Here is a 13,727-nt window from a genome sequence, read left to right as displayed (position 1 = left end):
TTACAGTGAGACCAGACCCCATCAATATAATGGTGGGTTAACGCCAAATGAGTCAGAACGTTTATATTGGAATGACTCTAAAACCGTGGCCAATTTTACTTGACCACTACACCTTGAAGAAGGAGTTCTTCTGAAGTGAATGGGTAAGATATTCCTTGTTTAAGTTCTTTTCCACGTATGAACATTTCTATGTCTTCAATCGAAATTGATTTTTCATAAAAGATTAGTTCTTGCACGTCATCCATTAAACTTTCATGAATTACATTAACTTTTCCAGTAGTAATATCTTTCACATAATCTGGAACATACATCAAGGAGAAGTAGAATGTTCCTGCAACACCTAAAGCGCCAAACAAATTCCACGCATTCTTAAATATCCATTTAAAGAACAAATTCAAAATTAACTCCTAACTACGATGTGCTTCTAACGCCGCCTGCACGCGTGGCTTTATAGTGAAAGCTAAGCCGCAACGGAAAAGGCGTCGCCGTGACTGACCTAGTGTGCGCTCAGCATTGACATGAACTAAGTCCTCAGTAGAAAGAACACTGTTCAATAACATTTTGTTATTAAAAGTTAACTACTAGCGAATGGCAAGGGCTTATCAGCGAGGATTACTCTGAAGGAAGCCGCTAGCAAATTTGCTCTGATGAACAAGAACATTAGATGAGGCGTAGGCTAGAGGTGAGTTGGCAGGGGCTCCCCTACGCAGTAAGGGTACAAGACGATGAAACCACGTGGTAATGGCCACCGTAAATGATGCAGCAGTGCAAAGAAAGTTCATGTTCTTATTTGGGGAGATCTGTTTAACACGCGATCGGTCATTAACCAGTCAAGCTTTGGTTTATAAGAGCCTTGGCTTTTCAGCATCATCGACTGAAAAGAGCTAAACAGATGGAAACCGATAGCGCATGACGGGCTAACTCGGTGTCTGATTAAGCAGACGGCATAGTAGCCCAACGCCCATCGTAATGGATGGGACATGGTGAAGACCTGAACATTTAGATGAAGGAGAAGTCTTGTCAAACTTGTCGATACCCACTACGTCGCCAGACATTACTATCGGCAGCGTATCGATATGCAACCGGCCTTCAACATTAATCGCACTGTTCGGAGCTGCTGGCTAGTATGAAAGCTGGAGGCTAAATACCTCCGACTACCAAATGAGTATTATTTTTCATACCAATACTGCTGATAACTATGTGAAAAATAGCTTTTTTTTGAATCAATACTTCCAATATGTTCGTATTCCCCAAGGTTCGTCACGATTACGAACTTATGCTTAGTTCTTGGTATGAAGCCTGGTATTGAAACATATATGTCTCTATTGTTTTCCACATATACATTTTTATATTCTTCAGCTCTCGATTTTATATTTAGGTCATCTAAGTTAGTTGTCGGCCACCATTTTGCTTCTGTCAATTCTAGCCATTCACGCTTATTTAAAAACTGATTTAACCAGCTACGATTCTCTACGATTTCAAAGACAGTAAGACTATGGAGAAGTAACCCAACCTCAGAAGGATTAAAAACAACCAAATGAGTCACATATCGATCATCCAGTTGGGTTGATTTAACAAAATCAAGATGTAAGTTGTAGTTTCGAATAAGTTCACGGTTTATTAAATAAGATTTCCTACTAACATTATTGTTCCGATAGTTCAAATAAAGAGCAAAAATAGAGACTGACAAGCTGATTAAACTAATTGCTGCTGAATAAAATTCTTGATTCATAACGACCTCTCGTTGAAACCTACCGCCTCAAGTAGCGGAAAATGCGAACACTTTGGCGCAGATAGGGAGTGACATTTAGATGGAGATCGCAGTTCGTTATCCTGACTTGAAAGTTCAAGTTGAGGCGTTCTAAATGAAGAGCCCTGTTAGAATACATGGAATAATCAGCTAGCATTTGTACTCCACTGTATCACCAGAAATCTTAACGAGTTCTTCCTTCACCAGTTGGTTGAAATAATTTTGTATGGCTACATCGTTTCCCTTAACCCCCATATGAGCCGCAATATGGTTACGAAGACTTGCTACCTTTTTAGGTCGCTTTTCTTTAGGCTTTGACGTTAATGAGCTAATCAATTTACTTTTTATACTTGGTGCGGTGGCAACTTTGACCTGTTTGCAAATTCTGCCATTCGTTTTGATATGTGAAATTAGCGGTGAAAAACCTTGGTCATTACTGATGATTTCAAATGATACGTTTGAAGAAGCTTCACTATCAAACTTACCGAGGTAGTACGACAGATGGAAGTCTAGGTTATTGGACTGAGTTGCCTTAAGTTGAACTAAAACAAGCTCGATAGGAGAATCGTATTTAGTGTCGCCAAGGTCAATTTTTGGCTGTTTCGCACCAAGGAATAGAACCACTTTGCTGTAAATAGCGAGGTCTACTTTACTAAGACATCCAATGTTCTCATAGTCTATAAATGCCCACTTCAATGTGTGTTCTCCTTAGTATTCGTAAAATTAACGCTGTGCTTGTTTAAGCCAATAGCGCTAATTCCTTCCCTCATAAGCAAAATCGGATTGATATGTAAAACTAACATCCGGTCGTTGTTCAGTATCCGATGTTTTGTGCGGTTCTGCTAGATACCGACATTTCAACAGCTTCATTACTTCACTTTATTATTAATAAACTCTAAGGAGTTGAAAAATTGATCTGACATAAGTGTAATACCATCAGGTACATTCTGTAGATCAGAACGATACGAAACCTCAAGCTGGATCACGACGCTTTTGTTGCCAGGATGCCTACAGATATAGCCCATAGTGCTGAAATATTGAAATGGTTGGCTGCTCTTACTTTTGCTTGCGTGATCTTCTGCAATGGTGACGTACTTAATACAGGCGCTTCCGTTTAAGGTTGCTCGGTTGTTTTTCACACCTCGGTCGACGAATCTCGTTTTATCATCGTTTCTCTCACGCTCTGCAATCACATAATCAAAGAATGAGTCATCATCTTCATGCCCGCCGACACCAAATACCCATGCATTTGCAATCAGACTATCTGTTTTAGACGTCATTTCTTTGCCAAAGAAAATGCCCATTTGGTCATGTTGCATCAAGTACCAGTTAGGCTCATTGGGTGAACTTATTGTTGCCCCAAGAATCTCATAGGTCTGCCCAATACCGGCTTGAGGAAAGTTTGGTTTGGATGCGCATGCACTCAAACCAATGGCGAACAGTATCAAGAGATATTTCATTGCAGCTCCTTTGCCCCTAACCTAACAAACAGTGCTTGAATGCCAAGCTGCAGTCGCGCAAAGAAAAACGCATCAATGCAGCGACTCCAAACAGATTTAGCATACCTATACCGAAACTGTGCATTAACGATCGAAGTCAAAATATATTTACGCAAGACCTCCTTCATTAAGCTGATGTTATTAAATGTTAACGGCTAAAAAATGGCAAGCTAATTACCTTCAAAATGGGTCTCGAATAACACAGTGAAAAATTGATGATGGACAGTCTTGTACTGAAGAGAGAGTCATTTATGTAAGTTAATTTTAATGATGTCTACTGGCAGAATCGTATTGAACATCTAAACTAAAATTGGGTTGTTGCAATGTTCGTGATATGCAGTCTGGTTTATAGCGTAAATCAGCTGCTTAAACGCACTTGCGCCTTTAATATTTAAGGAGCAACCCATGACAGAAAAACTGGCTCAACAAGCTGAAATAACAGCAGAACTGTTCTCTCTTGAAGGCATCCCTACCGCATATGGTTGTCGAATGGATGATATTGAACAGATGAAATTGCATTGTAAGTCAATCCAACCATTCAAAGCTTGGTGCGTCGTTTCAGAGTGGATCATTTGGATTATTGATGTCCCACAAGGCACCCCTGGCACTCACCCTATTAAAGAGCTGGTACTGGCGAATCACATAATTGAAAATGGCCAAGGCCGTTTCCCCAGTGGTGGATGGGTCAGAACCACAATGGTTATCCATACTCACCATAACTGCATCTTTGAAACGAACAATACCTTCTACATTTTAGTGGGAAGCGGTAACAGTAAGCACCTGTCCCTCAACGAGTTTGGTCAGAAAATTAAATTATTCAGTCAAATCTACTGATACGCTCAAAATGGGCTCTTGAATAAGGGCCTACCTACCTTGCTAGTAAAGTCGATGTTGATATAGAGTAAACCACAGCAATCGCAACCACCGCGGCTCAATGGGGCAGGAAACGCCAAGCGTTGACAGTCCCTATTGAAGCGTTAGTTAAATTGCAATTGCTCGCAGCTTTGCTTGAGCAAATACTGTTATTGAATTCTCAGTTGCTCGCTCTACTTCAAAATAACCACCGGACATTGAAAGTTGACGCACATTCAATGAGTCTGAACCAAATTTTTTAAACCAATACGGTGCAAGAGAGCATTGTGCTGAGCCTGTTGCCAAATCTTCAGATATGCCAATTTTTGGAGCAAAGTATCTTAGAACATAACCATTATTACTATTTGCAGCCGTTACAATTAAAGCATGATATTCATTGATTTCTCTCAAGCGCTTATAATCTGGCTGGAAATTCATTACCGTCTCTACCGAGGGGAAAACTAAGACTAAATCTCGAGTAGAAAAAACATCAATGGCATCAATCGCCAAATCAGATATTTCTGCTGGAACAGCACAAGGCTTACCTTCCCAGCTCGGCAATACGAGTGAATATAGGCCATTTCTTTTAGAAATCACTACCTCACCGTGTTTACTGTTGAAAACTACTTTTTCCAATTGGTACTTAGAAAGGATCGCTGCACCAGCTCCCAAACTACCGTGACCACAAAGGTTAATTTCACCATCCAATGCAAACCAGCGAATGTGAAATTGTCCGTCGACGTTAGTAATGAACGAAGTCACTGGCAGTCCAACATCATGAGTAATTTGATGCAACTCAGTATCAGACCGCCAGTTATTTAGCTCTAACACTCCACAAGGATTGCCAAAAGCCGATTCGCCGGTAAACACATCATAAATCTCTATTTTGATAATCCACCATCCTTGACTGCAATTTAACGCTTTGCACACGTGCAGTCGGCGCGAAGCCCCAACGGGGCGATGTGCTACAACTTGTTATAGGGCAGGTTTACCATGAAATGCAACATATAAACTTTGTAGCTTTGTTGGCACTAAAGGCCAGCCCATTTCTTTAGTTTTCTGACTAGCCTGCCAAAACAAATGTTCTACATAATACACATCAATAAACTCAAACTCTTTTGGATGCGCATTGGGTAATTTTTCATTTATGTAATCTAGATAGCTTTGAGCTAACGCAATATTGCCAGAAGAAAATGCCTGAGTAGTAGCATTTGCAAACTCCTCCATTTTTGAAGTGGTCATAAAGACATCGTGCGAATCCATTTTGCGTTTCACTTCTGGGAATAAAAAGCATATTTCATTCAAGAAATTATCGATAATTGGCTCTTCTGTCTCGTTCATATTTAAGTCCTATTACGCCCAAATTTAGCGCGGAAAACCGAGTAGCGAGTTAACGTCGCAGCCGGCGCTTTTTGCTGGCGAATAAATTTGCTTGTTAGCTGCTTTTGCTTTGTCTTGGAATGGCTTTTTGAAGGCCATCCGTTAATAACACTGCAAAAGCACTGTGATGAGTCAACCCTAGCAATACTTTGGATTGAATGTTTAACCCTTGATAATCTCGTGATTTTAACTGATTCTCAAATGCAAGCATTTGCTCCACCATACTACCTTCTTCACTGCCTATGTACATGAACACCCTTGCTTTCATGTCCTTATTGCTTTTTGCATAGTCACTTTCAAGTCGAAACATCACTTTGTTGTCATACCAGAACGATGGACTACCTAAGATGTAATAATCAAATAACTCTGGTTTGGTAATCAGGATGTTAGCACCAAGCAATCCGCCATATGAATGACCAACAAATATTTTTTTATCCTGTCTGATTCGGTATGTTTGACTAATCAGGGGTAAAACCTCGTCTGAAATGAAACTAATGTACTGACTGGCTTTACCTGAATACTTCTGAACTTCGAGCGAATGCCCTCGTTTTTCATTTGGAGCAAATGTTGGCGTGTAGTCTCTGGTGCGACTAAGCAAAGGGTTATGTCCTTTGGAATATGAAATCCCTACAATAATGACATCCTCAATATCTCGGCCTGCCATCAGATGTACAATGCCACTCGCCACTGCAACTGAATAACCTGTGTCATTTAACAATACCAACGGGTATTTTTTGTTGTTTTCTGAATAATCGTTAGGCAAGCGGATATATAGTTCATATTCCAATCCGCTTCCTTCAGATTTTATTTGTAGGGTATGTGTATTTTGAATTTTAAACTCAGTGCTTTCCTTGGCACTTAGCGGCACAGAGAAAAAAACAACAATAGCAAAAGCCAACTTAATAAACTTAAAAAACATTATTTTCCTTAAATATATGAAGGTTAAACGCAGCTAGGATCGATAAAAATAGGAAGGTCGTTTATGAGAGATACACTAAATGCACCATAAGCATCAAGTTCTTCTTTGCTGACCCCGAAATAGTCAGAAAAATAGATATTCACCCGATCCCTCTTTTTAATTTACAGTTGCGCATAGAGTGCTCCAACGCTTAGTTAGAATACAGACTACTCAGACAGAGCTTTTCCTATCCGAAACGAGACAGCACCTTCGTCATCTTGCCCTGCGTCTAACGCAAAAGCTCGAACCACATTTTCAACTGCTACGCCCTCAACATAAAGATTTGGCCAGGTAGCTAAAGGTTCCTCAGCCCTCTCTTCCCATTTCAGATATTCCGTCACCCCAGAAACATCAATCTCAAGAACGACAGGCTCTTCCTCAACAGAAAACCATCGGTTCGCTACAAGCTCCACATCCTTCAACTCATTCAGATGAACTCTGCCCCGCCGTTTATCTGCTTGGCATCGAGGGACATGCCCGCAACGCTGAGCCTCAACCCAATCTTCTTTAGGAACAACTCTATACAAATGATTCACACCGGTGCTTCCTATCTGTCTTATAACGTTTGGTTAAGGGGCGGGCTTTAGCCCGCCTAAATGAGCGAAACAAACGATTTGTCATACGCCGCTGTTTAACTCTATAGCCATGGGCTGCACCAAAGTGGTGAGTCAGCTTTCAATGATCTGAGCCAGTAATAGTGGACACTCTGTATCATTACTAAAGTTGTTCTATCTATTTTGGGGCCAAAGCTGGTTAACCCGAAGCCAACACAAACAGACTGGGGTTCTAATTAATCGGTTTCAGATAAATATATCTATGGGTTAACGCCACGTTAAGGCGTGATCAACGCTAACACCGAACCCAAACCATCGCACCTTAGACACAAAACTCGACTTAAACTGAAAAATGCCGAGTGTAGGGAATCTGTCTTAAACGCATTTTTATACAACAAGTACAGATTGTTTTTAGAGTGAATTGCCATCCCATTCATGCTTAGGGTCTGGTATAAAAGTTAACCCCATGCCTTCACTAACGAATGAAGATATTAGCCACCCACCATGAACCTTGGTTCTGTATGTATATTTACTAGATCCCAAACCACCATTATTTTTCAATGCTTCCCAATTTAAAACAGGTGAATTGCTTGTTCCACTTGAAAATAATCCCATTAATTTCTCCAAATATTGAATGTTGTATAACGCCAAGCTTTGGGGCGGCTGAAGAGTAGCGTAAGCCGTCCCAGCCACGATAGCGGCGACAATAGCGCTTTGTTATGTTTTCTGAGGTTATCACTAAATTCATAGGTTCAGATAAGCCTCTGTTTTAGCTGAATCTAAATCTTGGAAAAAACCACCTATTCCAGAAGGCGACCAGTACCCTTCACCAATATATTCCCAATCAGTGATATCCCATTTGTAAACAAAATACGTGTAAGCACCATCGATACGCTGACCAACTACAGCAACAGTCTTCTTCGAGTCAGAATATTTTCTTTCAATTTCGTCGAACGCTTTCTGTGTGCCAGTAAACTCACGGTATTCTGGTGCTTCAGTCATACTTTGCCTTGAAAACATAACGCCAAGTGAAGGGGCGAAGTGCGCAGCACTTTGTCCCGCTGGCACGTTTTGTGTACGCCCAGCATGGGCATGAACTAATGAGGTGAAAGTCCTCTGTAGGAAGGTCACCGTTCAATAACATGCTGTTATTAAACGTTAACTACTAGCGAATGGCAAGGGCTTATCATTGATGATTGGTTTGAAGGAAGCCGCTAGCAAATTTGCGAGCTGATGAACAAGAACATCATATGAGGCGTAGGCTAGAGGTGAGTTGGCAGGGCCTCCCCCACTAAGTAAGGGGACAAGACGACGAAACCACGTGATCTAATAGCCACCGTAAATGAGCAACCAGCCTTCAACAGCGATTTATTCCAACAACTGCTTCAGCCTGAGAATCTACACCGAGCTTGGCGTCAGGTTAAAGCCAATAATGGCGCGGCTGGTATCGATGGCATGACCATCGAAGCCTTCCCGCTTTGAGTGCAGTAAGGCGGTTGGCAACAGTGTAATTCTCAACTTGAGTTAGGTGAATATCAACCCTCAGCAGTCAGACGCGTAGAGATCGACAAACCCGATGGCGGTAAACGCAAACTGGGTATCCCTAACGTCATTGATCGTGTGATACAGCAATCGATTGCTCAAATTCTCACGCCGTTGTTTGACCCTTACTTCTCGGCTAATAGCTTCGGCTTTAGACCGAATAGGAATGCCAAACAAGCAGTCTTGCAAGTCAGGGATATCATCAAGCATAAACGCAAATTTGCCGTCGATGTTGATCTGTCCAAGTTCTTTGATCGAGTAAATCATGCTCTCTTAATGACTCGGTTAAGGATCAAGGTACAGGATAAGCGTCTGCTGGCGCTTATTGGTAAATACCTGCGTGCTGGCGTGATGATCAACGACCAATTTGAAGCAAGCTTCGAAGGCGTACCTCAGGGCGGCCCACTCTCACCATTACTATCAAACATCATGTTGGATAGTCTGGATAAAGAGCTGGAAAGCAGAGGGCATCACTTAGCCCGCTACGCGGATGACTTTATCATCTTGGTCAAGTCTCAACAGCGGGCGAACGTCTCCTCAAGAGTATTACTCGCTATCTTGCCACTAAGCTAAAACTGGTTGTTAACGAACAGAAAAGCCAAGTGGTTAAGGTAGGCCAAAGCAAGTTCCTAGGGTTTACCTTTAACCGCGGAAAGATCCAGTGGCATGTCAAAACACTGCACATCTTCAAACAAAAGATAAGACGACTGACAAACCGCAATTGGAGCGTGAGCTATCAATTGTTTAAAGTGCGGCAATACATGCAAGGCTGGATCAACTACTTTGGCATAGCCAACGCTTACCAAGGGTGTGTCGATTTAGACCACTGGATCCGTCGTCGAGTACGTATGTGCTACTGGCGTCAATGGCGAAAACCACGGACTAAGGTACAAAACTTACTCAAACGTGGGGTCAGGATCCAAGAGGCCGTTGCTTGTGGAATTACAAGCAAAGGGCCGTGGCGAAGCTCGAAAACACCAGGGATACAGCAAGCGCTGAGTAATGAGTATCTCAAGAAAGCAGGTTTATGTTCACTGAGAGATGGATGGATTGCAGTTCACTATCCGAACCAGAAAACAGGTTAGGCGTTCTAAATGAACCGCCCTGTGCGGAGCCGCATGCATTGTAGTGTGGGGGCTGGAGGCTAAATACCTCCGGCTACCCGATTACATGCCGATGCTATATTCATGGCACAGGCGATTAATTTGCGTTTCATGTTGATTGATTAAAGGGCTTATAAGCATTGCCTCTTTACCACCGCGTTTAAGGGTTGAAGCTACCTCATTAGGGTTGCTGAACCTATTTAAGAATGGCTGACCAACTTTAACAAATAAGTCGAAAAGGCACTTTGAAGAGTTGATTACCTCATTTGATGAGGAAACTGGAAACCTTGCTTGGCCGGAGCCATTAATATTTCCGAGTTCAGCGCCGATAATACACACTCGTTCTTTACCTGAAAGAAATTCTACAGCTACGTTACCAACTGCATCGAAATCTGATTCGTGGTTGATACATGAAATATGGAATAACCACACTACATTCTCACGCTTTAGCTTGAAGTGACGATTGCACTTCACAAACGTCCACTCCGGAAGCAGCTTTTTTAGCTCATCTATAAATTTTTCTTGAAGCTCAGATACTTTCATAGCATGTAACGCCTAGCGAAGCCGTCCGATTGCGCGCATTGTTATGCGGCACGTCACTTCACATCCTCAAGAGGGGCAAAGGAAATCTCTTTGAATCCAGTTGATCCTACTGTCATCTGAGTGACACACCGATCCACAAGTGCTTTTGTTGTCGGAACTTCCGAGCCGCCTGCCAAGCTATTCTTGCAGGTAACCAAGCCCTTAGATGACAGAACCAGTAGTTCGACCTTTCCGACCTTGCCGATCTTTTTAAGCCATCCTAGCTCCAGCCAATAGCTCACGGCCCTTGGACTCATAAGGTTTCTTAGTACATCACGCCTCATTGGAACATCCTTCGCAAGCTCTTGGGGGGCGCAGCAAATTTGGAATGAAGCAATCGTTCGAGCGCGTCCTTCGGGCGTCAAGGGGCTCTCGTAGTTTCCTGGAGCATAAAATTTATTGTGTGTCATGATTCGCTCTTGGCCGCATAACGCTTTGCTAATTGGCTGCCGCAGCGTAACGTAGGCAGTCCAGTGGAGGCCACGCTGTTTGTGGCCGGAATGAAATTAAGCAACTTGTTAGGAGTTTTTCTGTCCGCCATGAATTAGCTCTTTATTGACCTCATTGATGAACGCCTCAACCACCTTTAGCGAAAGCCCACTTTTATGGAAGTGGATTTTTGCCTGTTTTTCCTTATAACTGACTAGCTCTGCTTCAATTATTAATTCGTTATCGAGTGTGCATTCCAAGCTAAGTGTATCGAAGTCGTTAGCGCTTGTAACAACAAGGGTATATTTTCTTCCTTCAATTTCCATGTTACTCAAGACTCCTAACGCACGCCTAAACAGCGAGCAACTTGTTGCGAGTCAAGCGGCCGCAGGCCGCGATGTTTGAGGCGCTTGTATGGTTCTAGTTACCTCATGTAACCAAGTTACACCTCTAAATAGCCTATTCTCTGCATCAACGGGAATAACATTGATCCGGTCACGAAACTGAAGTGATATTCTTAGGCGCTTAATAAGGCGCCTTTTCTGTTCTTCAGCTGTGCCATCAGTTTCTAGGCACACCCAATATAAGGACTTTTCTTTTTCCTCAATCAATTTGCGGAATAATCCATTGATATGACTGTCGTCTATGTTAAATCCATAGCCTACGACAACTATGGCTTCACATTCCGAATATTGGTCAAATAGACCCACGTATCGTCTGGACATGTCTACCGAAGTAAGAGGCTTTAGTCCACTTTGGGTCAGGACAAAAGGCACATAAATTTGGTCTTTGGGAACATCTTCTGGACTGACACCGGATATCACAGAGTTCTTATAGGGGTTGTAGTAATCAGTTACGCCACCATTCAGGTGCTGAACTGGAGGGATATCGAAGTTCAAATTCTCTGAGATTTTTTCAACAAGATTGTTGTAGTTAGATGTGCCAATCGCACCGATTTCGATTCCTAATTCTTTGCATTTTTCCAAATCATGGTAATAACCAGTATCAGGTAGCTCACCTACACTCTCTAATTGCTGCACGATGTATTCGCGAGTCGAGCGCAAGAATATGACCATTTTGGAAAACTTTGCCCATTCTGTGCGCGGGGAAAAAAGATATCTAAAATGGCTGTCAATCAAAGACTGATAGTCAAGCACAGTCGTAAAAATGTTCTCTAGTACTTGCTGCGATATCGCAGATAACAGATCGCATACATTACAGGCAGGTAAATCATATTCCTTATGTTTCTCCAGCAGCAGCTCTAAAGCGGTCAGTCCAGCCCGACTAAACTCGAGTTTGAACATTCCGGTTACGTCATCAAATATTGGGATATCATCTGGAGCTGTCTCAAAGAGCTCCTGATTTAACCTTTGAACAAGATCTTGCCCATGCGCACCAACTAGAAGTTGTAGGAAAGCACCGGCATAACGCTGTAACTCTGCGGTATTGTTACCGCTACTTATCACGCTGAGAATCGCCGAGTACGCTTCACTGCCGAACAGCTTAACTTCGTTAGCAAGGATTGGATTCATACGGATGGCTGCAGAGTATAAATGCTCACCATAGCCTGTTTCCATTCCCGCGCTAAATTTGTCAATCAGTGTCTTTTTCTCCAGACCAAACTGCTTTAACGCGTATTCGACTTCCCCATCAAAATCGTTCAACCGACGAATAATTTCACCCTTACGATATTCAATTGAAGATTCGATCAAGGCTGTAAATTCGTTCTTACCAAACGCATGGATCCGTTGTGTTGCAAAACTATCAGGTAGCCAACTTGTCGCATAATTCGTCCTAGCATCAATGTTTCTAAGTTGTTCCCGAAGCTCTCTTCTCATTGCTAACATCTTGACGGAAGAGATCGATAGCAAACTTGCCACCACTTGGGAGGCCATATCCAATCTCAGCCCCTGCACCAAAGAAAAATCCAAATTTCATGTACATTCCTAGTATTGGTGCAGTCAACTGCACTCATCGATATATTCGCTTTCAGCTCCCAGCTGCGTGTGGAGCCAATTACAGGTGCTCACTCACGTAAATCCAGGTTCCATCCTTAACACCGTGCCTTTGCTACATAAATGCTTTCATTACTTTGCGTACAACTTCTGAAACGTTCTCTAAATTCTCAGCTATGGCAGTGCGTTTAGCATTTGAATTACTGGCCAGACTAACGGCATCAATCACTCTTTTTAGCTCTTCCTGGTCAGCACGTTTTGGTAGCAACTCTGCTATTCTCTCATCGCTCAGCAGTACAAGTTTGTCTGCCGCGGAACTGAGTTCTTTATCTGTGGCTTTTGCTTCCTCACTCAAATCATAATGTCCCATTTTAGTGCTCTCCCATGTTAATCATCATTGTTTTGCAGGCGCGACTTTGCCGACTCGATTAGCTCCAAAAACTTCTCGATGGCTTTATCCGTATCTTCAGAGTTCAATGTGTCTGATAACTTGTCGTTGGCATCAGTCACTTTAGTCATGACTTTTTCGACCTTCTCCAGAGCAACCAGCTTAGACATAACCTGATCTTGCTTCTCTTTCAGCTCCACAGCTGAAGATAAGTAGGCTTTTATAGTTGCCTGCGAGCGCTGCAAGTCTGCAAAGGCACTATTAATCTGCGCCAGTACAAACCTTTCTTGTTCATTGAGCGGGTCAAGTAATGATTTGCGCTTTTTGCTGATTTGGGATTGCGCTTCCTGAGACCACTCAATCAGGATTTGTCCAAGCTTACTGGTCTCTGCAGCCACAGCTTGTTTCACACCCTCCAGCACAATTCGCTTTTGAGGCTCCTGGAGCTCTCGACCTCTCCACTGCACAGAAACATCATCCACAGAAATGGAACTTGTCAGGTAGGCGTCATCTAAATCGGAGCGAAAAGCACGGTTGTTGACCGCCTTAGATAAGAACGTAGGTGTCCATTTCTCATCTATAAAGCGGTTAACATCGTCACGAAGTTTGCCATAATACAGTTGAGCAAATTTCACATGTGTAGTGCCGCTGGTAGGGCGAAGATAAAATTGCTCCAGTGTCTTTTGGTGCTTTCGCTTCACTAACTAATGGTACCATACCAAGGAACTAGGCATA

General features: G+C 42.6%; 18 protein-coding genes. 3 read left to right on the top strand and 15 right to left on the bottom strand.

Features of this window, described 5'->3' with window-relative positions:
- Nucleotides 1–95: 95 nt before the first annotated feature.
- The 4 genes from KO537_RS07770 to KO537_RS07755 form a co-directional block, all read right to left on the bottom strand.
- Nucleotides 96–398, bottom strand: coding sequence for a hypothetical protein (locus tag KO537_RS07770; RefSeq protein WP_219234181.1), 303 nt, complete (start codon nt 396–398; stop codon nt 96–98).
- Between the two features lie 770 nt (nt 399–1,168).
- Nucleotides 1,169–1,732, bottom strand: coding sequence for a hypothetical protein (locus KO537_RS07765; protein WP_219234180.1), 564 nt, complete (start codon nt 1,730–1,732; stop codon nt 1,169–1,171).
- 168 nt (nt 1,733–1,900) lie between these two features.
- Nucleotides 1,901–2,446: a PIN domain-containing protein gene (locus KO537_RS07760; RefSeq protein WP_219234179.1), complete on the bottom strand. Its 546-nt coding sequence runs from the start codon at nt 2,444–2,446 to the stop codon at nt 1,901–1,903.
- Between the two features lie 173 nt (nt 2,447–2,619).
- Nucleotides 2,620–3,210, bottom strand: a complete 591-nt coding sequence (locus KO537_RS07755; RefSeq protein ID WP_219234178.1) for a hypothetical protein — start codon at nt 3,208–3,210, stop codon at nt 2,620–2,622.
- A 444-nt stretch (nt 3,211–3,654) separates the two neighbouring features.
- Here KO537_RS07755 and KO537_RS07750 point away from each other — a divergent pair, with 444 nt between their 5' ends.
- Nucleotides 3,655–4,083, top strand: a complete 429-nt coding sequence (locus tag KO537_RS07750) for a hypothetical protein (RefSeq protein ID WP_219234177.1) — start codon at nt 3,655–3,657, stop codon at nt 4,081–4,083.
- A 147-nt stretch (nt 4,084–4,230) separates the two neighbouring features.
- On the opposite strand, the gene KO537_RS07745 is transcribed toward KO537_RS07750, so the two are convergent.
- The 6 genes from KO537_RS07745 to KO537_RS07720 form a co-directional block, all read right to left on the bottom strand.
- Nucleotides 4,231–4,971: a PhzF family phenazine biosynthesis protein gene (locus tag KO537_RS07745; RefSeq protein WP_346729597.1), complete on the bottom strand. Its 741-nt coding sequence runs from the start codon at nt 4,969–4,971 to the stop codon at nt 4,231–4,233.
- A 105-nt stretch (nt 4,972–5,076) separates the two neighbouring features.
- Nucleotides 5,077–5,442, bottom strand: coding sequence for a hypothetical protein (locus KO537_RS07740; protein WP_219234175.1), 366 nt, complete (start codon nt 5,440–5,442; stop codon nt 5,077–5,079).
- Nucleotides 5,443–5,536: 94 nt separating this feature from the next.
- Complete coding sequence (locus KO537_RS07735) at nt 5,537–6,400, bottom strand: alpha/beta hydrolase-fold protein (RefSeq protein WP_219234174.1); 864 nt, start codon at nt 6,398–6,400, stop codon at nt 5,537–5,539.
- 206 nt (nt 6,401–6,606) lie between these two features.
- A complete protein-coding gene (locus KO537_RS07730; RefSeq protein ID WP_219234173.1) occupies nt 6,607–6,975 on the bottom strand; it encodes a DUF952 domain-containing protein in 369 nt (122 codons plus the stop codon).
- Nucleotides 6,976–7,404: 429 nt separating this feature from the next.
- Entirely contained in the window at nt 7,405–7,608 is a 204-nt protein-coding gene (locus KO537_RS07725; RefSeq protein ID WP_219234172.1) for a hypothetical protein, read from the bottom strand.
- Between the two features lie 129 nt (nt 7,609–7,737).
- Nucleotides 7,738–7,995, bottom strand: a complete 258-nt coding sequence (locus KO537_RS07720; RefSeq protein ID WP_219234171.1) for a hypothetical protein — start codon at nt 7,993–7,995, stop codon at nt 7,738–7,740.
- Nucleotides 7,996–8,613: 618 nt separating this feature from the next.
- On the opposite strand from KO537_RS07720, the gene KO537_RS23145 reads away from it, so the two are divergent.
- Entirely contained in the window at nt 8,614–9,108 is a 495-nt protein-coding gene (locus tag KO537_RS23145) for a reverse transcriptase domain-containing protein (RefSeq protein ID WP_346729596.1), read from the top strand.
- A 155-nt stretch (nt 9,109–9,263) separates the two neighbouring features.
- A complete protein-coding gene (locus KO537_RS23140) occupies nt 9,264–9,620 on the top strand; it encodes a group II intron maturase-specific domain-containing protein (RefSeq protein WP_346729600.1) in 357 nt (118 codons plus the stop codon).
- A gap of 81 nt (nt 9,621–9,701) precedes the next feature.
- Here KO537_RS23140 and KO537_RS07710 read toward each other — a convergent pair whose 3' ends face one another.
- The 5 genes from KO537_RS07710 to KO537_RS07690 all read right to left on the bottom strand — a co-directional run bounded on the left by KO537_RS07710 (nt 9,702) and on the right by KO537_RS07690 (nt 13,693).
- The gene (locus tag KO537_RS07710) at nt 9,702–10,181 is read right to left on the bottom strand and encodes a hypothetical protein (protein ID WP_219234170.1); all 480 of its coding nucleotides are present in this window, start codon (nt 10,179–10,181) and stop codon (nt 9,702–9,704) included.
- Between the two features lie 557 nt (nt 10,182–10,738).
- The gene (locus tag KO537_RS07705; protein ID WP_106650479.1) at nt 10,739–10,975 is read right to left on the bottom strand and encodes a hypothetical protein; all 237 of its coding nucleotides are present in this window, start codon (nt 10,973–10,975) and stop codon (nt 10,739–10,741) included.
- A 51-nt stretch (nt 10,976–11,026) separates the two neighbouring features.
- Nucleotides 11,027–12,580, bottom strand: a complete 1,554-nt coding sequence (locus tag KO537_RS07700; protein WP_219234169.1) for a hypothetical protein — start codon at nt 12,578–12,580, stop codon at nt 11,027–11,029.
- Nucleotides 12,581–12,719: 139 nt separating this feature from the next.
- Nucleotides 12,720–12,974, bottom strand: a complete 255-nt coding sequence (locus KO537_RS07695) for a hypothetical protein (protein WP_219234168.1) — start codon at nt 12,972–12,974, stop codon at nt 12,720–12,722.
- A gap of 17 nt (nt 12,975–12,991) precedes the next feature.
- Nucleotides 12,992–13,693 carry a hypothetical protein gene (locus tag KO537_RS07690; protein WP_219234167.1) on the bottom strand — a complete coding sequence of 234 codons (702 nt, stop codon included), beginning with the start codon at nt 13,691–13,693 and terminating at the stop codon, nt 12,992–12,994.
- Between the last annotated feature and the right edge of the window lie 34 nt (nt 13,694–13,727).

The organism is Shewanella sp. NKUCC01_JLK (genome assembly GCF_019345615.1).
In the GTDB taxonomy this organism is placed as follows: Bacteria; Pseudomonadota; Gammaproteobacteria; order Enterobacterales; family Shewanellaceae; genus Shewanella; species Shewanella oncorhynchi.
This window is presented reverse-complemented; position numbering and strand designations above follow the sequence as displayed.